This window comes from Streptomyces sp. NPDC002176 (assembly GCF_044903645.1).
Lineage (GTDB): Bacteria > Actinomycetota > Actinomycetes > Streptomycetales > Streptomycetaceae > Streptomyces.
Window position 1 is genome coordinate 1,454,382 of sequence record NZ_JBJDQW010000001.1, and the last position, 17,498, is coordinate 1,471,879.

Below are 17,498 nucleotides of genomic sequence, written 5' to 3' on the forward strand. Positions count from 1 at the left end.
CGTCCCGCTCCCTCCGGCCCCTCGCCCACGGCCGAGTAGCGGCACCGCCCGATCCGCAGGACGCTGAACCCATGGCCGATCCGACACGGTTCCCGCACATCGTGGTCCACCCCCCGGCCCTCGACGGCTCCCGCCGGGTCACCGAGGGCGAGGTCACCCTCGGCCTCGCCTCCCACCTGGACGACGTGATCGAGATCCTCCGCCTGGCCGACCTGGACCGCATCGAGGTCGAGGAGAGCGACCTGATCGACTGGCTGGGCGGCGGCCCGGACGACTGGCCGGGACTGTCGGAGCACGAGCTGTGAGGCACCGGGCGGCACGGGCCGCCGGGCATCCCGGCACCGGGAGCCAACCTCAAATCAACCTCTGAAGACCGCCCGAAAGGCTTCAACCGGCCCTGGAGGCGGGCAGATTGAGGGTGTGAGGTCCCGCCGGGACGGGGGTGGCGGGCCTTGCGCACGGGGGACTTGTGGGGCGCGGTCCGGCCGTCAGGCCACGGGGGCGACCGCGCCCCACGAGCACGTCAGGAACCGTGGCTCCGGCGCAGCTCGACCTTGCGGACCTTGCCCGACACCGTCATGGGGAAGGCGTCCAGGAGCTGGAGCCGACTCGGGATCTTGTAGTGGGCCAGCCGGTCCTGGCAGAAGGCGCGCAGCTCCTCCAGGGTGAGCGGGTCGGCCGGGTCGAGCGGGATGACACAGGCGAGGACCTCCTCGCCGTAGCGCTCGTGCGGTACGCCGACCACCTGGACGTCCCGGATCTTGGGGTGGGCGTAGAGGAACTCCTCGATCTCGCGCGGGTAGATGTTCTCGCCGCCCCGGATGATCATGTCCTTGATGCGGCCGACGATCTCCACGTAGCCGTCCTCGCGCATCACGGCGAGGTCGCCGGTGTGCATCCAGCGGCCGCTGTCGATGGCCTCGGCGGTCTTCGCGGGCTCCTCCCAGTAGCCGAGCATGACGCTGTAGCCACGGGTGCACAGCTCACCGGCCTCGCCGCGCGGCACGGTGATGCCGGTGGCCGGGTCGACCACCTTGACCTCCAGCTGCGGCAGGACGCGGCCGACGGTGCCGGTGCGGTGCTCCAGGTCGTCCTCGACGCGGGTCTGGAGGGAGACCGGGGAGGTCTCGGTCATGCCGTAGCAGATGGACACCTCGGCCATGTGCATCTCGGCGACCACCCGTTTCATCACCTCCACCGGGCAGGGCGAGCCCGCCATGATGCCGGTGCGCAGGGTGGAGAGGTCGTACTCGGCGAACCCGGGGAGGTTCAGCTCGGCGATGAACATCGTGGGCACCCCGTACAGCGAGGTGCAGCGCTCCCGCTGTACGGCGTCCAGGGTGGCCGTGGGCTCGAAGGACGGTGCCGGGATGACGATGCAGGCGCCGTGGGAGGTGGCCGCGAGGTTGCCCATCACCATGCCGAAGCAGTGGTAGAAGGGCACGGGTACGCAGATCCGGTCCTGCTCGGTGCAGGCGACCAACTCCCCCACGAAGAAGCCGTTGTTGAGGATGTTGTGGTGGGAGAGGGTGGCGCCCTTCGGGAAACCGGTCGTACCCGAGGTGTACTGGATGTTGATCGGGTCGTCGCAGGACAACTCGGCTTCGCGGGAGCTCAGTTGCTCCGCGGGGACCTCGGCGCCGAGCGCGGTGAACTTCTCCCAGCTCGGGTCCCCGAAGTACACCGTGCGCGCCAACCCCGGCAGCTTCGGCCGAACTTCGTCCACCATCGCGCGGTAGTCGCTCCCCTTGTGCTCGGTGGAGGCGAACAGCAGGGAGACACCGGCCTGGCGGAGGACGTACTCGACCTCGTGGGTGCGGTAGGCCGGGTTGACGTTGACCATGATCGCGCCGACCTGCGCGGTGGCGTACTGGACGAGCACCCATTCCGCGCGGTTGACCGCCCAGACACCCACCCGGTCGCCCTTGGCCACCCCGGCGGCGAGCAGCGCGCACGCCAGCCGCTCGACGTCGGCGGCGAACTCGGCGTAGGTCCAGCGGCGTCCGGCGGGGACGTCGACCAGGGCTTCCCGGTCGGGCCAAGTGGCGACCGTGCGGGCGAGGTTGGCGCCGATGGTGTCGCCGAGCAGCGGGGTGGTGCCCGTGCCGTGCGCGTAGGAGAGGGTCACCGGAAGTCCTCCTCGCGGTACTCGTCCGCCGAGCCCGCAGCCGTGGCCTCGCGCAGCTCGATACGGCGGATCTTGCCGGACACGGTCTTGGGCAGCGGCCCGAACTCCAGCCTGCGCAGCCGCTTGTAGGGCGCGAGCACCTCACGGGAGTGCTCGAAGAGCGCCTTCGCGGTGCCGGGTCCGGGCTCCCAGCCCTCGGCGAGCACCACGTACGCCTTCGGTACCGCGAGCCGGAGTTCGTCGGGCGCGGGGACGACGGCCGCCTCGGCCACCGCCTCGTGCTCCAGCAGCGCGCTCTCCAGCTCGAAGGGGCTGATCTTATAGTCGCTGGCCTTAAAAACATCATCCCCGCGACCCGAGTAGTAGACGTACCCATCGGCGTCACGGGAGCCGATGTCGCCGGTGCGGTAGTAGCCGTCGGCCATCGCCTCGGCGGTGCGGTCGGGGTCGCCGTGGTAGCCGGTCATCAGGCCGACCGGGCGGGCGGAGAGGTCGAGCGCGATCTCGCCCTCGGTGGCGCCGGGCGCGCCGGTGACCGGGTCGAGGAGTTCGACGCGGTAGCCGGGGCTGGGCCGTCCCATGGAGCCGGAACGCAGCTCCTGGCCGGGGCTGTTGGCGATCTGCACGGCGGTCTCGGTCTGCCCGAAGCCGTCCCGTACGGTGACACCCCAGGCCCGGCGGACCTGTTCGACCACCTCGGGGTTGAGCGGTTCACCGGCGGCGACGGCCTCGCGGGGCGGGGTGGCGAGCTGGGTCAGGTCGGCCTGGATGAGCATCCGCCACACGGTGGGCGGCGCGCAGAAGGTGGTGACCCGGGCCCGGTCCATCTCGGCCATGAGCCGGGCCGCGTCGAAGCGGGAGTAGTTGACGACGAAGACGGTCGCCTCGGCGTTCCAGGGTGCGAACAGGTTGGACCAGGCGTGCTTGGCCCAGCCGGGCGAGGAGATGTTGAGGTGCACGTCGCCGGGCTTCAGCCCGATCCAGTACAGGGTGGCGAGATGGCCGACCGGGTACGAGGTGTGGGTGTGCTCGACCAGCTTGGGGCGGGCGGTCGTCCCGGAGGTGAAGTACAGCATCAGCGGGTCGGCGGCGAGGGTCGGCCCGTCGGGGAGGAACTCGGCGGGGAGCGCGTAGGCGTCCTCGTACGGCTCCCACGCCTCCTCGGGCAGGCCGCCGACCGAGATCCGGGTGTAGGTGCCGGGGACCTCGGCGAACTTGGCGGTGTCCTCGGCGCGCGCGATGACGTGGGCGACCTCGCCGCGGTCGACCCGGTCGCGCAGGTCGGCGGGGCCGAGCAGCGGGGTGGCCGGGATGACCACGGCGCGCAGCTTCATCGCGGCGAGCATGGTCTCCCACAGCTCGGCCTGGTTGCCGAGCATGACCAGGACCCGGTCCCCGGCGCCGACGCCCAGCGCCCGGAGGTGACGGGCGACGCGGTCCGATCGGTCGGACAGTTCGGCGAAGGAGAGCCGGGTCTCGGTGCCGTCCTCCTCGACGATGTGCAGGGCGGTGCGGTCGTTGCCGTCCGCGATCACGTCGAACCAGTCCAGCGCCCAGTTGAAGTGCTCGAACTCGGGCCAGCGGAAGCCGTCGTGGGCGGCCTGGTAGTCCTCCCGGTGCTCCAGCAGGAAATCGCGGGCGCTGCGGAACAGCTCCGTCGGGGTCGTCATCCGTCTCCTCCTCGCTGCCGCGGTCGTCCACCACCGGGTGTACTCCCGCGTCCCGGACCATTGCCGGGCGGCTCTCCCCCATCGTCTAATCCGTGATGCGGGTCTCACCACCCCCGAACGGGGGTGGCGGCACGAAGGAGCGAGAAGGTGGCAGCAGATGCCGTGGCGACGGCGGAGATTCGGGGTGCGCTGGCGGGGCTGCGGCGTGCGACGGGACTGCCGGTCGCGTTCGGCGGAGTGGTCGGCCCCGGCGCGGCGCAGATCCGGATCAGCGAGCTGAGCGGCACCGCGACCGGCGCGCTGCGTTCGCTGGTGGTCACCTCCGGTACCGGGCTGGGCGGCCGGGCGGTGGCGCTGGGCCGGGCGTGCGCGGTGCCGGACTATGTCGGCTCCCGGCGGATCAGCCACGAGTACGACGCCCCGGTGGCCGCCGAGGGCCTGCGCGCGGTGTGCGCGGTGCCGCTGGTGGTGCGGCACCGGGTGCGCGGGGTGCTGTACGGCGCGCTGCGCACCGCCCAGCCGCTGGGCGACCGGGCGCTGGACGGGGCGGTGGCGGCGGCACGGGAGGTCGAGCGGGCGCTCGCGGTACGGGACGAGGCGCGGGGGCTGCTGGCCGCGCTCCGGCCCGCCGCGGTGGCCGTACCGGAGCCGGAAGCGGGGCGGGAGCACGTACGGGAGGCGCACGCGGCGCTACGGGCGCTCGCCCCGCGTATCGCGGACCCGGAGCTGCGGGCCGAACTGCTGGCGGCCTGCGACCTGCTGACCGCGCCCCTCACGGGCGGGAGCCCGGCGCTGGCGCCGCGCGAGCTGGACGTGCTGACCTGGGTGGCGACCGGCGCGACCAACGCGGCGGTCGCCGACCGGCTGGGCCTGCGCCCGGAGACGGTGAAGGGTTATCTGCGCGCGGCGATGCGGAAGCTGGGCGCGCACACCCGGGGGGAGGCGGTGACGGCGGCTCGCCGGGCCGGGGTCCTCCCCTAGGGCCGGAACCGGACACTCCGGTCTCCCGGCAACCGCCGCCGAAACATGCCATTCACATAGGCCCGCTTTGAATTTCCGGATGCTTGACGGGCTGTTATTTCCCTCACGACGATTTCTCGACGAATTCCGGCCTCCGTTGCCTAGAATTTGGCCCGGACACGACACACGAGGGGAGCGGGCGAACCGTGCGACGGGACTTCCAGGAGCCTGCCCGATGCCGCCCCGACCTGCTCATCGGCCGCGAGGAACTGTTCGCCGACGCGAAGGAACAGCTCGCCTCGGGCGGCAGTGTGCTGGTGCACGGCCCGGCCGGAATAGGGAAATCCACCTTCCTGCGGGCATTGGCCGAGGAATACGGCGCCACCGCGCGCACCGTGTTGCGCTGCTCGGCGACCGAGTCGGAATCGCATCTGCCCTTCCTCGCGCTGGCCGACCTCCTCGGGCTGGTCCTGGACGAGATCGCGCCCCACCTCCCCTCGGCCCAGCTGACCGCGCTGGAGTCGGCGCTCACCGGCCGGGGCGAGTCCAGCCTCCAGCGCGACGGACTCGCACTGCGCCTCGCGGTGCTCTCCGCGCTGCGCGCCCTCGCCGCCCGGGGCCCGGTCCTGGTCGTCGCCGACGACCTCCAGTGGCTGGACCCGGCCAGCGCCGAACTGCTCGGCTTCGCCGCCCGCAGACTGGAGGGCACCCCGGTGCAACTGCTGTGCGCGGTACGCACCGAGGGCCCGGAGAGCCAGGAGTACGACCGCCAGCTGCGCGCCTGCCCGCCCGACACGGCCGCCGTCCGGCTGGGCCCGCTCAACCGCGCCCAGGTGGCCCGGCTGCTCGACCACCGGGGGCACGGCGCGCTGCCCCGGTCCACGGTCCGCGAGATCCACCGCACCAGCGGCGGCAACCCGCTGTTCGCGCTGGAGCTGAGCCGCGCGCTCGCCGACAGCCCGACCCCGCCCCGGCCCGGCGAGCCGCTGCCGGTGCCGACCTCGCTGCGCGCCCTGGTGCTCAGCAGGCTGGACATGCTCTCGGTGGAGGCCCGCCGCACCCTGCTGGTGGCCAGCGCGGGCGCCCGCCCCACCCCCGCCCTGCTGCACGCGGCCGGACGGGAGAACGCCGAGGCCGAGTGCGCCCAGGCCGCCGAACTCGGGCTGCTCGCCACCGAGCCGGAGGCCCCGGCCGTACGGTTCGCGCACCCCCTGATCTCCGCCGCCCTGTACGCCGAGGCACCCGCGCCGGAGCGGCGGGCCGCGCACGCCGCGCTGTCCACCGCCGCCTCCGACCCGATCGAGCGGGCCCGGCACCTGGCGCTCGCCACCACCGGCACCGATCCGGAGGTGGCGGCGAGGCTCGCCGGGGCCGCGACCCTCGCCCGCGACCGGGGCGCGCCCTCCGTCGCCGCCCAGCTGGGGCTGCTGGCCGCGCGCCGCACCCCGGCGGACGGCGTGCCCGGCGCGGAGGAGCGGCGGCTGACGGCCGCCGAGGACGCGATCACGGCGGGCGAGGTCGACCTCGCGCGGGACATCGCGCACGAGGTGCTGAGCCGTACCGCCGTGCCCGCCGAACGGGTGCGGGCCTGGATCGTCGTCATCGACACCGCCGGGCACACCATGGCCGAGGTCGACGCCGTCTTCCCGCAGGCGCTCGCCGACGCCGGGCAGGACCCCCGGCTGCTGGCCCTGGTCAACTACCAGCTGGCCTGGCGCGCGCTCATCGTGCAGGGCGACTTCACCGAGGCCCGTACGGCGGCCGCGCACGCGGCGGCGCTCGCCGAGCACGGCGGCGACCGGCGCACCGAGCTGCTGGCGCTCGCCTTCCAGGCGCAGACGGAGACCCTGATGGGCCATCCGGAGGCGCCCCGCACCATCAAGCGGGCCCTGCGCGAGCCGCAGGACGCCTCGGTGGCCTGCCATCACAACGGCGCGGGCAGCGCCCGGTTCCGCTGGCTGATCATGGGCGACCGGCTGGCCGAGGCGCGCGGCACGGTGACCGCGCTGCTGGGCGAGGTGCGGCGGCGCGGCTCGGTGGAGAGCGAGGTGCACTTCCTGCGCGGGCTCGCGGAGACCGAGCTGCACGCCGGGAACTGCGGCCGCGCCCTGGAGGTGGCCCGCGAGGGGCTGCGGCTGGCGCGGGACTCGGGGATCGGGGAGACCGCGTCCGCGATGGGGACCTCACTGGCCGAGGCGTCCGGCGGGGACGTGGAACGGGGGCTGGCGCTGGCCCACGAGGCGGTGCGGCAGGCCGAGCAGGACGGCGACCAGATGTATCTGTCGCGGGCGCTCGCCGCGCTCGGGTACGCCCAGCTGGTGGCCGGGGACGCGGCGGGCACGGTCCGTTCGCTGCGCCGGGTACGCCGTCTGGAGCAGGATCTCGGCATCACCGACCCGGCGCGCGGCCGCTGGCACGGCGATCTCGCGGAGGCGCTGGTCCGGATCGGTGAACCGGCCGAGGCGCAGGACCTCATCGACACCAGCCGGGAGCACGCCGAGCGGCTCGGCCGGGCGAGCGTGCTCGCCGTCCTGGACCGGGCCGAGGCCGTGGTGCGGGCGGCGCGCGGCGACCGGGAGGGGGCGCTGACCCGGCTGACGTCCGCTCAGGACCGGCTCACCGAGCTGGGCTACGGTCTGGAGGCGGCCCGCGCCGCGTTCGCCCTGGCCCAGCTGCGCGCCCGCTCCCCCGAGGGGGCCCGCCGCAGGGGCACGGCGTACGACGAGGCGACCCGGCTGTTCCGGCGCTGCCGGGCGCTGCCCTGGCTGCGCCAGGTGGACGAGGCCCGTACCGCGCCCGAGCCCGCGCCGCCGGTTCAGGCGCCGGACGCCCCGGAGGCGCTGGACGCGCTGGCGGGGCTGGCCGCGATGGAGCGTCAGGTGGCGGCGCTGGTGATGGAGGGCGCCACCAACCGGGAGATAGCCGCGCGGCTGTTCGTGAGCGTGAAGACGGTGGAGGCGACCCTGACGCGGGTCTACCGGAAGCTGGGCATCCGCTCACGGGTGGACATCGTCCGATTGGCCGCAGGTCGGCGCGCGAAGTGACGGCACGCCCGGTTAACTGAGCCGGACCGAGGGTTTTCCCTCCCCTGACCCCCTAGGGGGTTCCCTCATTGGGAGGCGGGAGTTCCGGGTCCTAGCGTGAGGGGCGTGCCGCTCGCCGGGCACACGGTTCGGGTTCCTTCCGCTCTCCGCTCCACCGGAGTCGGGGGTGCCCCGTCCCGTGCACCACCCCCCACACCCGCGCGACCCCCACCGGCAACCCCCACTGAGGAGACTCATGTTCGGGCTCAGACGTGTCAGAAAGACCGCCGTGACCGTGCTGGCGACCGCCGCCGCCGCGGCGACCGCGCTCGTGGCCGCCCCCACGGCGAGCGCCGCGCCCCAGCCCATCGTGGGCGGCACGACCACCACCACGACCGCGTACCCGTACGTCATGCAGATCACGGACGCGTCCGGCAGCCAGTTCTGCGGCGGCACCCTGGTGTCCGCCAAGAAGGTGGTCACGGCGGCCCACTGCATGGTCGGCGAGTCGACGAGCAGCGTCCGGGTGGTCGGTGGCCGCACCTATCTGAACGGCACCAACGGCACGGTGAGCCGCGTCAGCAAGATCTGGATCAACCCGGACTACACGGACGCCACCCGCGGCGACGACGTGGCCGTGCTGACCCTGTCGACGTCGATGCCGTACACCCCGGTGTCCTACGTCTCCTCCTCCCAGACGGGTGTCTACGCGGCCGGCACCACGGCCCGCATCCTCGGCTGGGGCACCACCTCGGAGAACGGCGGCTCCTCCAACCAGCTACGGACCGCGACGGTGCCCACCGTGTCCGACTCCAGCTGCCGCAGCTCCTACGGTTCGGACTTCGTCCAGTCCGACATGGTCTGCGCCGGACTCACCTCCGGCGGCGTCGACACCTGCCAGGGCGACAGCGGCGGTCCCCTGATCATCGGGGGCGTCCTGGCAGGGATCACTTCCTGGGGCGAGGGCTGCGCGGAGGCCGGTTACCCGGGGGTCTACACCCGGCTGACCACCTTCTCCAGCCTGGTGACCGCGCAGGTCAACTCGTGACCCGGAAGACTTCCCGAGCACGCTCGGGTGCATGACCAGGGGGGCGCTGCGAGCCTCCACGAGCGGCCCGCAGCGCCTCCCTATCCAACGCCCCCAGGGGACTTCCCCCGGGGGCGCGCCCATGGGCGCGCGCGGTCCCGCGTGCGCCGGTGGCACTCCGGTCCATCCGCCGGGCAGGTGACCCGCCGGGGTGAACCCCCAGGTGGCGGACGGCGATTACCTACGATCGTGGCGTGTCCCTCTTCACGCTCGAACGCACCGTCCCGCTCTCGCTCGACGAGGCGTGGCGCCGACTCACCGACTGGCCCCGGCACGGCGACGTGGTGCCGCTCACCCGGATGACGGTGACCACGCCCCCGCCGACCGGCGTCGGCACCCGCATCCTGGCCCGTTCGGGCGTGGGCCCGCTGGTCTTCGACGATCCGATGGAGGTCACCGTGTGGTGTCCGCCGCTGGACGACGAACCGGGGCTGTGCCGACTGGAGAAGCGCGGCCGGGTGGTCCTCGGCTGGGCGGAGATCGAGGTTCGGCCGGGGCCCGGCGGCCGGACCCGGGTGCTGTGGCGGGAGGAGCTGCGCGTCTCGTTCCTGCCGCGCGCCTTCGACGGCGCGGTGACGGGCGCCGCCCAGTCCATGTTCGGACGCGCGGTGAACGGGCTGCTCCGGCGGGAGTGAACCGCGGTCGCGCGCGCTACTCCGGGTGCCCTCAGGCGGGCGAGCCCACCCGTGCGGGGAGGTCGCGGTGGATCGGGGTGTGGGCGCCGGTCAGGGAGATGCCGGTGCCGCCGCGGCGGGCGGCGACGATCTCCGCCGCGATGGACAGGGCCGTCTCCTCCGGGGTGCGGGCGCCGAGGTCGAGGCCGATCGGCGAGCGCAGTCCGGCCAGTTGGCGGTCCGTGACGCCCGCCTCGCGCAGCCGCTCCAGCCGGTCGAGGTGGGTGCGCCGGGAGCCCATCGCGCCGACGTAGGCCACCGGCAGGCGCAGGGCGAGGCGGAGCAGCGGTACGTCGAACTTGGGGTCGTGGGTGAGGACGCACAGCACCGTGCGGGCGTCGGTCTCGGTGCGCTCCAGGTAGCGGTGCGGCCAGTCGACGACGACCTCGTCGGCCTCGGGGAACCGGGCGCGGGTGGTGAACACCGGACGGGCGTCGCACACCGTGACGTGGTGGCCGAGGAACTTGCCGACGCGGACCAGCGCGGCCGCGAAGTCGACGGCGCCGAACACGATCATCCGGGGCGGGGGGACGGCGGACTCGATCAGGACGGTGACCGGGGAGCCGCAGCGCGCGCCGCGCGCACCCACCTCCACGGTGCCGGTGCGGCCCGTGTCCAGGAAGGCGGCGGCCTCGGCGGCGATCGTACGGTCGAGGTCCGGGTGGCCGCCGAAGCCGCCGTGCGGGGTGCCGTCGTCATCGACCAGGAGGGCGCCGCCGAGCAGGTCGGGCGGGCCCGCCGTGATCCGGGCGAGCGCCACGGCCCGGCCATGGGAAGCGGCGGCCAGCGCGGTGGCGAGCAGCGGGCGGGCCGGGCTGTCGGCGCGGACCGGGACCACCAGCACGTTGATGGTTCCGCCGCAGGTCAGCCCGGTGCCGAGGCCGTCCTCGTCGTCGTAGCCGAAGCGCTCCAGCACGGGTCGGTCGTCCACCAGGGCCTGTCGGCACAGCTCGTACACCGCGCCCTCCACGCAGCCCCCGGAGACCGAGCCGACGGCCCGGCCCTCGGCGTCGACGGCGAGGGCGGCGCCGGGGCTGCGGGGGGCGCTGCCGGTGACGGCGACCACGGTGGCGACCGCGAAGTCCCGGCCCTCGGCGGTCCACGCGTTCAGTTCCTCGGCGATGTCCAGCATCCGGCGGCCTCCTGACGCATCGCTCTCATGCCGTGCCGGTGAGGTGCTCGGGCCGGACCGGGGTGCGGTTCAGCTCGAGTCCGGTCGCGGCGCGGATGGCGGCGAGCACCGCCGGGGTGGAGGACAGGGTGGGCGCCTCGCCGACGCCGCGCAGGCCGTAGGGGGCGTGGTGGTCGGCGAGTTCGAGGACGTCGACCGGGATGGTCGGGGTGTCGAGGATGGTCGGGATCAGGTAGTCGGTGAAGGACGGGTTGCGGACCTTCGCCGTCACCGGGTCCACGAGGATCTCCTCCATCACCGCGACCCCGAGGCCCTGCACGGTGCCGCCCTGGATCTGGCCGAGGACGGAGAGCGGGTTGAGGGCCTTGCCGACGTCCTGGGCGCAGGCCAGCTCGACCACCTTGACCAGGCCGAGTTCGGTGTCGACCTCGACGACGGCGCGGTGCGCGGCGAAGGAGTACTGCACATGGCCGTTGCCCTGCCCGGTGCGCCGGTCGAAGGGCTGGGTCGGCCGGTGCCGCCACTCCCGCTCGATCTCGACGCTCTCCCCCTCCAGCACGTCGGCGAGATCGGCGAGCACCTCACCCCCGTCGGTGACCACCTTGCCGCGCTCCAGCAGGAGTTCGGCGGTGGCCCAAGCAGGGTGGTACGTACCGAACTTGCGGCGCCCGATCTCCAGCACCCGCTCCCGCACCAGCGCGCACGCGTTGCGGACGGCGCCGCCGGTGACGTAGGTCTGCCGGGACGCGGAGGTCGAACCGGCGCTGCCCACCCGGGTGTCGGCGGGCTGGATGGTGACCTTCTCGACGCCGAGTTCGGTGCGGGCGATCTGCGCGTGCACGGTGACACCGCCCTGGCCGACCTCCGCCATCGCGGTGTGCACGACGGCGACCGGCTCCCCGGCGACCACCTCCATGCGGACGCGGGCGGTGGAGTAGTCGTCGAACCCCTCGGAGAAACCGACGTTCTTGATGCCGACCGCGTACCCGACCCCGCGCACCACCCCTTCGCCGTGCGTGGTGTTGGAGAGACCGCCGGGCAACTGGCGTACGTCGGCGCCCTCGCTGGACTCCCACTGGCGCTCGGGCGGCATGGGCATCGCCTTGACGCGGCGCAGGAGTTCGGCGACCGGCGCGGGTGAGTCGACCACCTGCCCGGTGGGCAGGGTGCTGCCCTGTTCCATGGCGTTGCGCTGCCTGAACTCGACCGGGTCCAGGCCGAGTTCCTTCGCGAGTTTGTCCATCTGGGCCTCGTAGGCGAAGCACGCCTGGACCGCGCCGAAGCCGCGCATGGCCCCGCAGGGCGGGTTGTTGGTGTAGAGGGCGACGGCCTCGATGTCGACGTCGTCCACGTTGTACGGGCCGATGCCGAGGGAGGCGGCGTTGCCGACGACGGCCGGGGAGGCGGAGGCGTAGGCGCCGCCGTCCAGGACGATCCGGCACTTCACATGGGTGAGCAGGCCGTCCCGGGTCGCGCCGTGCTCGTAGGTCAGCTTGGCGGGGTGGCGGTGGACATGGCCGAAGAAGGACTCGAAACGGTCGTAGACGATCTTCACGGGCCTGCCGGTGCGCAGGGCCAGCAGGCAGGCGTGGATCTGCATCGACAGGTCCTCGCGGCCGCCGAACGCGCCGCCGACCCCGGCCAGCGTCATCCGGACCTTGTCCTCGGGCAGGCCGAGGACGGGGGCGATCTGGCGCAGGTCGGAGTGGAGCCACTGGGTGGCGATGTAGAGGTGGACCCCGCCGTCCTCCTCGGGGACGGCGAGCCCGGACTCGGGGCCGAGGAACGCCTGGTCCTGCATGCCGAAGGTGTACTCGCCGCGCACGATCACATCGGCCCCCGCGGCGGCCGCGGCCGCGTCACCGCGCACGATGGGCTGGCGGTGCAGGATGTTGGGGTGGTCGACGTAGGGGGCGTGGTGGTCGGTGCGGCCCTCGTGGACCAGGACGGCGTCGGGGGCGGTGGCGGAGAACTCGTCGGTGATGACGGGCAGTTCGCGGTACTCGACGTGGATCTTGGCGGCGGCCCGGCGGGCGGTCTCGGGGTGGTCGGCGGCGACGACGGCGACGGGTTCGCCGTGGTGGCGGACCTTGCCGTGGGCGAGGACCGGGGTGTCCTGGATCTCCAGGCCGTAGGTGCGCACCTCGGCGGGCAGGTCGTCGTAGGTGAGGACGGCGTGCACGCCGGGCAGGGCGAGGGCCTCGGAGACGTCGATGCTCACGATCTCGGCGTGGGCGACGGTGGAGCGCAGCAGGTGGCCCCAGAGCATGTCCTCGTGCCACAGGTCGGAGGAGTAGGCGAACTCGCCGGTGACCTTGAGGATGCCGTCGGGGCGCAGCGTGGACTCGCCGATGCCGCCCGCGGTTCCGGCACCCTGGGTGATCTTCGTGGGGACGCCTGCCGGTCCGGGTGCGGGCATGTCAGACCTCCTCGGCCTGCCGGGCGGCCGCCAGGCGGACCGCGTCCATGATCTTCTCGTAGCCGGTGCAGCGGCACAGGTTGCCGGAGAGCGCCTCGCGGATGTCGGCGTCGGCGGGTTCCGGGTTCTGCTCCAGGAGTTCGTCGGCGGCGACCAGCAGACCGGGGGTGCAGAAGCCGCACTGGACGGCGCCCGCGTCGATGAACGCCTGCTGGATGGGCGCCAGTCGGGTGCCGTCCCCCGGCACCGGCTGCCAGCGGCGGGCCTCGTCCAGCTCGACACCGGGTGCGCCTGTCCGGCGCCGTTCGGCGTGGTCGGCCAGGCCCTCCACGGTGACGACGTCGCGGCCCTCGGCCTGACCGGCCGCGACCAGGCAGGAGCAGGCCAGCTCGCCGTCCAGGCGGACGGTGCAGGAGCCGCATTCGCCCTGTTCGCAGGCGTTCTTGGCGCCGGGCAGGCCGAGGCGTTCGCGCAGCACGTAGAGCAGGGACTCGCCCTCCCAGATGTCGTCGGCCTGCTGCGGGCGTCCGTTGACGGTCAGACTGACGCGCATCACGCGGCTCCTTCGGTGGCTCGGCGCCCGCCCCGGTACGACTCCCAGGTCCACATCAGCGTGCGGCGGGCCAGCACGCCGATCGCGTGGCGGCGGTAGTCGGCGGTGCCGCGCACGTCGTCGATGGGGTTGCAGGCGGCGGCGCACAGGGCGGCGAACTGCTTGACGGCGGAGGGCGGGACGACTTGACCGTTCTCCCAGCATCCGCCTTCCTCCAGTGCCGAGTTGAGGAACTCCTCGGCGACCTCCGCCCGGATCGGGGTGGGCGCGGCGGAGCCGATGCCGGTGCGGACGGTGCGGGTCTCGGGATGCAGGGCGAGGCCGAAGGCGCAGACGGCGATGACCATGGCGTTGCGGGTGCCGACCTTGGAGTACTGCTGGGGGCCGTCCGCCCTGGCGATGCGGACGGCGCGGATCAGCTCGTCGGGCTGGAGGGCGTTGCGCTTGACCCCGGTGTAGAAGGCGTCGATGGGGATGAGCCGGGTGCCGCGCGCCGCCGACTCCACCTCGACCTCGGCCCCGGCCGCGAGGAGCGCCGGGTGGGCGTCCCCGGCGGGCGAGGCGGTGCCGAGGTTGCCGCCGACGCCGCCCCGGTTGCGGATCTGCGGGGAGGCAACGGTGTGCGCGGCGAGCGCAAGCCCGGGCAGCTCGGCGCGCAGGTGCCGCATGATCCGGGCGTACGGGACGGAGGCGCCCAGCCGTACGGTGTCGGCGCCGGTCTCCCACTCGGTCAGCTCGCCGATGCGGGTGAGGTCCAGGAGGTGGGTGGGGCGGCGGTGGTCGAAGTTGATCTCCACCATCACATCGGTGCCCCCGGCGATGGGCACGGCGGTGGGGTGCTCGGCCTTCGCGGCGAGCGCCTCGTTCCAGTCGGCGGGGCGAAGGAAGTCCATGGTCGGCCCTCTTCTTCCGTCTGGTGACACGGGGGTCGTGGGGTCAGTACACCGGTCCTTGTTCCGGCGGGGTCAGTCACCGAAAACCCGAAGGAGTTGGCTGGCCACGGCGGTCATCTTGTAGATTCGTATGAACGAAGGCCATCGGCAACCTCTCTGTTTTCCCCGGGAAACACAGGAGACACCGCAGGTGCGGGGCACGACCCGCGCGCCCCGCGCCGGGTCCGCCTCCGTCACCCATCCAGATCAAGCGAAGTTTCGACACAGAACGGCGGCGACGAGATGCGGCTGCGCGCACTGCTGGACACCGATGCGCTGGGGCTGCGGCTGCTCGGCGGCGAGGACGAGCTGGACCGTACGGTGCGCGGGGTCATGACGACCGACCTGCGCGATCCGAGCCGCTATCTCTCCGGCGGCGAGCTGGTCCTCACCGGCCTCGCCTGGCGCCGGGACGCCGCCGACTCCGAGCCGTTCGTCCGCCTCCTGGTGCAGGCCGGGGTCACCGCCCTGGCGGCCGGGGAAGCGGAGCTGGGGGACATACCCGAGGACCTGGTGGTGGCCTGCGCCCAGCACCGGATGCCGCTGCTGGCCGTGGACGAGTCGGTGGCCTTCGCCACCATCACCGAGCACGTGGTGCGCCAGGTCTCGGGCGAGCGGGCCGGTGACCTGGCCGCCGTGGTGGACCGGCACCGGCGCATGATGACCTCCGGCCCGGCGGGCGGCGGCCCGGACGTGGTCCTCGACCTGCTGGGCAGCGACCTCGACCTGCGCGCCTGGGTGCTCTCCCCCACCGGGCGCCTGATCGCCGGGTCCAAGGTCGCGGGCCCGGCGCTGCCGCCGGAGACCTGCGCGCGGCTCGCCGCCGAGCACCTCGCCGCCGTACGCACCGGGCGGCGCGGACCGCACCGGGTACGGCTGGACGACACCACGTACTCCCTGTTCCCGGTCCGCTCCTCTGGCCGCGCCCCGCAGACGGTGCCGGACGTACGGGAGACCGTGCTGTCGGACTGGCTGCTGGCCGTCGAGGCGGACGCCGCCGAGTGGCCCGAGGAGCGGCTCGACCTGCTCCGGGGCGTCACCCAGCTGATCGCCGTCGAGCGGGACCGGCGCGACGCCGCCCGCACGGTGCGCCGTCGGCTCGCCCAGGAGGTGCTGGAGCTGGTGCAGAGCGGCGCGGCGCCCGCCGAGATCGCGGCGCGCCTCAGGGTCGCCGCGCCCGTGCTGCTGCCGGGGCTCGGGGCGGCGCCGCACTGGCAGGTGGTCGTGGCCCGGGTCGAGTGGGAGGACGGCGCCGTCGCGGGCGGGCCGGTCGCGCAGTCGCTGCTGGAGGAGGTCCTCGTCGACCCGCTGGCCACCGGCCCGGAACCGGCCGACCGGGTCGCGGTCGCGCACACCGGGGACGAGGCCGTGGCGCTGGTGCCGCTGCCCGCCGTCTCCGCCGAGCACGACGGCTCCGAGGCCGGGCTGCACGCCGACGCGCTGCTGCGCTCGGTGCGCGAGGCGCTGTCGGCGGGCCTGGAGGGCGACGGACGGCTCACCCTGGGCGTCAGCGCCGCCGTGCACTCGGCGGAGGGGCTGCGCGGGGCGCTGGAGGAGGCCCGGCACGCCCGCCGGGTCGCCGCGGCCCGGCCCGGCCGGGTGTGCGCCGCCGGGCACCAGGAGCTGGCGTCGCACGTGCTGCTGCTGCCGTTCGTTCCGGACGACGTACGCCGCGCCTTCACCGCCCGGCTGCTGGAGCCGCTGACCGAGTACGACCGGCGCCACCGGGCCGAGCTGATCCCGACGCTGGAGGCGTTCCTCGACTGCGACGGCTCCTGGACCCGGTGCGCGAGCCGCCTCCATCTGCACGTCAACACCCTGCGCTACCGGGTGGGCCGCATCGAGCAGTTGACGGGCCGCGACCTGTCCCGCCTGGAGGACAAGCTCGACTTCTTCCTGGCCCTGCGGATGAGCTGAGGGCGGACCCGAGGGCGTACTGAGCGCGCTCTCACGCCCGTGATCAGCGGCGGTCGGCGCCGGGACCGAATTCGATCTTCCGGCGCCACCCGGCGGCCGATCGGCCACCCCTCCGCAACTTTGTGAAAAGTTTCACCCACCCTCTTGGCCCGGCCCGGTGATCGGTGCTGGAATGCACGCCACCACTCAACAGCTCGATGGCGTGCTCGGGGAGGGCAACGTGGCGCATCCCGCCATGTCTGGTAACGGAACGACCGCCGGTGACGATCCGCTCCAGACCGCGGTGTGGCGGCTGCGCTCACGGGCCTGCTGGGCCGACGCGGCGGCCCTCCTGCCCACGGACACCCCGGCGGCCACGCTCCAGCGGGCCACCCTGCTGGTGGAGCGGTGCCTGTACACCGAGCGGGGCTGGGAGGCGGCCGAGGACGCGCTGCGCACCGCCGAGGCGCGGGCGCACAGCGACGAGGAGCGCGGCGCGGCCGCCTGCGAGCGCGGCCAGCTCGCCTACGCCTCCACGCTGCACGGCGTACGGGACCGGGTGGACGAGGCGCGGGCCGCGCTGGGCCGGGCGGCGGCGCTAATACCGCCGGGGGCGCCGGGGCGGGCCCTGCTGGACTTCCGCCGGGGTCTGCTCGCCGAGAACCTGGCCGACGCCCCGCAGGCCGCCCGCGCCGCCTACCGCCGGGCCCACGCGGGCGCCACCGCGCAGGCCGACCCGCTCCTGCTCTCCTTCACCTGGCGTCATCTTGCCGGAGTGGCCCTGCGCGAGGGCGAGTTGGCCGAGGCCCGGCACGGCTTCGCCGAGTCCCTCCGGCTGCGCGAGGAGCTGGGCTACCTGGTGGGCACGGCCCCCGCCCTGGTCTCCCTCGCGGAGACCGAACCCGAACCGGAAGCCTCCCGGCTCCGCGAAGAGGCCCGCCGCCTCTTCCGCCTCCTGGGCGGAGTCCCCACCTGGCTCGCGCAACACCTCGCCCCACCGGAACCGGGGGCGGCGACGGCCTGA

13 protein-coding genes are annotated in these 17,498 nt (G+C 73.9%); 7 read left to right on the plus strand and 6 right to left on the minus strand.

Going from position 1 to position 17,498, the window contains the following annotated elements; all coding sequences use genetic code 11:
* Nucleotides 1–71: 71 nt before the first annotated feature.
* Nucleotides 72–305 (plus strand): hypothetical protein, encoded by a 234-nt coding sequence (locus ACI2LY_RS06550; RefSeq protein ID WP_393911696.1) that lies wholly within the window; start codon nucleotides 72–74, stop codon nucleotides 303–305.
* A gap of 218 nt (nucleotides 306–523) precedes the next feature.
* Here the strand turns inward: ACI2LY_RS06550 and ACI2LY_RS06555 are convergent, their stop codons facing one another.
* Together ACI2LY_RS06555 and ACI2LY_RS06560 are read right to left on the minus strand one after the other, a co-directional pair.
* A complete protein-coding gene (locus tag ACI2LY_RS06555; protein WP_404706166.1) occupies nucleotides 524–2,128 on the minus strand; it encodes an AMP-binding protein in 1,605 nt (534 codons plus the stop codon).
* Nucleotides 2,125–3,798, minus strand: coding sequence for an AMP-binding protein (locus ACI2LY_RS06560; protein ID WP_404706167.1), 1,674 nt, complete (start codon nucleotides 3,796–3,798; stop codon nucleotides 2,125–2,127). The genes ACI2LY_RS06555 and ACI2LY_RS06560 overlap by 4 nt, the downstream gene beginning before the upstream one ends.
* A gap of 147 nt (nucleotides 3,799–3,945) precedes the next feature.
* Here ACI2LY_RS06560 and ACI2LY_RS06565 point away from each other — a divergent pair, with 147 nt between their 5' ends.
* From ACI2LY_RS06565 to ACI2LY_RS06580, 4 genes are all read left to right on the plus strand, one after another.
* Nucleotides 3,946–4,779: a LuxR C-terminal-related transcriptional regulator gene (locus ACI2LY_RS06565; protein ID WP_404706168.1), complete on the plus strand. Its 834-nt coding sequence runs from the start codon at nucleotides 3,946–3,948 to the stop codon at nucleotides 4,777–4,779.
* Between the two features lie 185 nt (nucleotides 4,780–4,964).
* On the plus strand, nucleotides 4,965–7,802 hold the full coding sequence (locus tag ACI2LY_RS06570; protein ID WP_404706169.1) for an ATP-binding protein: 2,838 nt from the start codon (nucleotides 4,965–4,967) through the stop codon (nucleotides 7,800–7,802).
* Nucleotides 7,803–8,037: 235 nt separating this feature from the next.
* Nucleotides 8,038–8,829, plus strand: coding sequence for a S1 family peptidase (locus tag ACI2LY_RS06575; protein WP_404706170.1), 792 nt, complete (start codon nucleotides 8,038–8,040; stop codon nucleotides 8,827–8,829).
* 233 nt (nucleotides 8,830–9,062) lie between these two features.
* Complete coding sequence (locus ACI2LY_RS06580; RefSeq protein ID WP_389002434.1) at nucleotides 9,063–9,503, plus strand: SRPBCC family protein; 441 nt, start codon at nucleotides 9,063–9,065, stop codon at nucleotides 9,501–9,503.
* 31 nt (nucleotides 9,504–9,534) lie between these two features.
* Here the strand turns inward: ACI2LY_RS06580 and ACI2LY_RS06585 are convergent, their stop codons facing one another.
* From ACI2LY_RS06585 to ACI2LY_RS06600, 4 genes are read right to left on the minus strand one after another with little or no spacing between them, the layout of a single operon-like run.
* Entirely contained in the window at nucleotides 9,535–10,674 is a 1,140-nt protein-coding gene (locus ACI2LY_RS06585) for an XdhC family protein (protein WP_404706171.1), read from the minus strand.
* 25 nt (nucleotides 10,675–10,699) lie between these two features.
* Nucleotides 10,700–13,093, minus strand: a complete 2,394-nt coding sequence (locus tag ACI2LY_RS06590; RefSeq protein ID WP_404706172.1) for a xanthine dehydrogenase family protein molybdopterin-binding subunit — start codon at nucleotides 13,091–13,093, stop codon at nucleotides 10,700–10,702.
* A 1-nt stretch (nucleotide 13,094) separates the two neighbouring features.
* Nucleotides 13,095–13,646: a (2Fe-2S)-binding protein gene (locus tag ACI2LY_RS06595; protein ID WP_404706173.1), complete on the minus strand. Its 552-nt coding sequence runs from the start codon at nucleotides 13,644–13,646 to the stop codon at nucleotides 13,095–13,097.
* Entirely contained in the window at nucleotides 13,646–14,539 is an 894-nt protein-coding gene (locus ACI2LY_RS06600) for an FAD binding domain-containing protein (protein WP_404706174.1), read from the minus strand. The genes ACI2LY_RS06595 and ACI2LY_RS06600 overlap by 1 nt, the downstream gene beginning before the upstream one ends.
* Before the next feature lie 282 nt (nucleotides 14,540–14,821).
* Here ACI2LY_RS06600 and ACI2LY_RS06605 point away from each other — a divergent pair, with 282 nt between their 5' ends.
* Nucleotides 14,822–16,495, plus strand: a complete 1,674-nt coding sequence (locus ACI2LY_RS06605) for a PucR family transcriptional regulator (RefSeq protein WP_404706175.1) — start codon at nucleotides 14,822–14,824, stop codon at nucleotides 16,493–16,495.
* Between the two features lie 235 nt (nucleotides 16,496–16,730).
* Nucleotides 16,731–17,498 (plus strand): hypothetical protein, encoded by a 768-nt coding sequence (locus ACI2LY_RS06610; protein ID WP_389002451.1) that lies wholly within the window; start codon nucleotides 16,731–16,733, stop codon nucleotides 17,496–17,498.

Coding starts and splice junctions, on each gene's coding strand:
- ACI2LY_RS06550 (WP_393911696.1), top strand. CDS start 72: ATGGCCGATCCGACACGGTTCCCGCACATCGTGGTCCACCCCCCGGCC.
- ACI2LY_RS06560 (WP_404706167.1), bottom strand. CDS start 3,798: ATGACGACCCCGACGGAGCTGTTCCGCAGCGCCCGCGATTTCCTGCTG.
- ACI2LY_RS06575 (WP_404706170.1), top strand. CDS start 8,038: ATGTTCGGGCTCAGACGTGTCAGAAAGACCGCCGTGACCGTGCTGGCG.
- ACI2LY_RS06585 (WP_404706171.1), bottom strand. CDS start 10,674: ATGCTGGACATCGCCGAGGAACTGAACGCGTGGACCGCCGAGGGCCGG.
- ACI2LY_RS06590 (WP_404706172.1), bottom strand. CDS start 13,093: ATGCCCGCACCCGGACCGGCAGGCGTCCCCACGAAGATCACCCAGGGT.
- ACI2LY_RS06595 (WP_404706173.1), bottom strand. CDS start 13,646: ATGCGCGTCAGTCTGACCGTCAACGGACGCCCGCAGCAGGCCGACGAC.
- ACI2LY_RS06600 (WP_404706174.1), bottom strand. CDS start 14,539: ATGGACTTCCTTCGCCCCGCCGACTGGAACGAGGCGCTCGCCGCGAAG.
- ACI2LY_RS06605 (WP_404706175.1), top strand. CDS start 14,822: ATGCGGCTGCGCGCACTGCTGGACACCGATGCGCTGGGGCTGCGGCTG.
- ACI2LY_RS06610 (WP_389002451.1), top strand. CDS start 16,731: ATGTCTGGTAACGGAACGACCGCCGGTGACGATCCGCTCCAGACCGCG.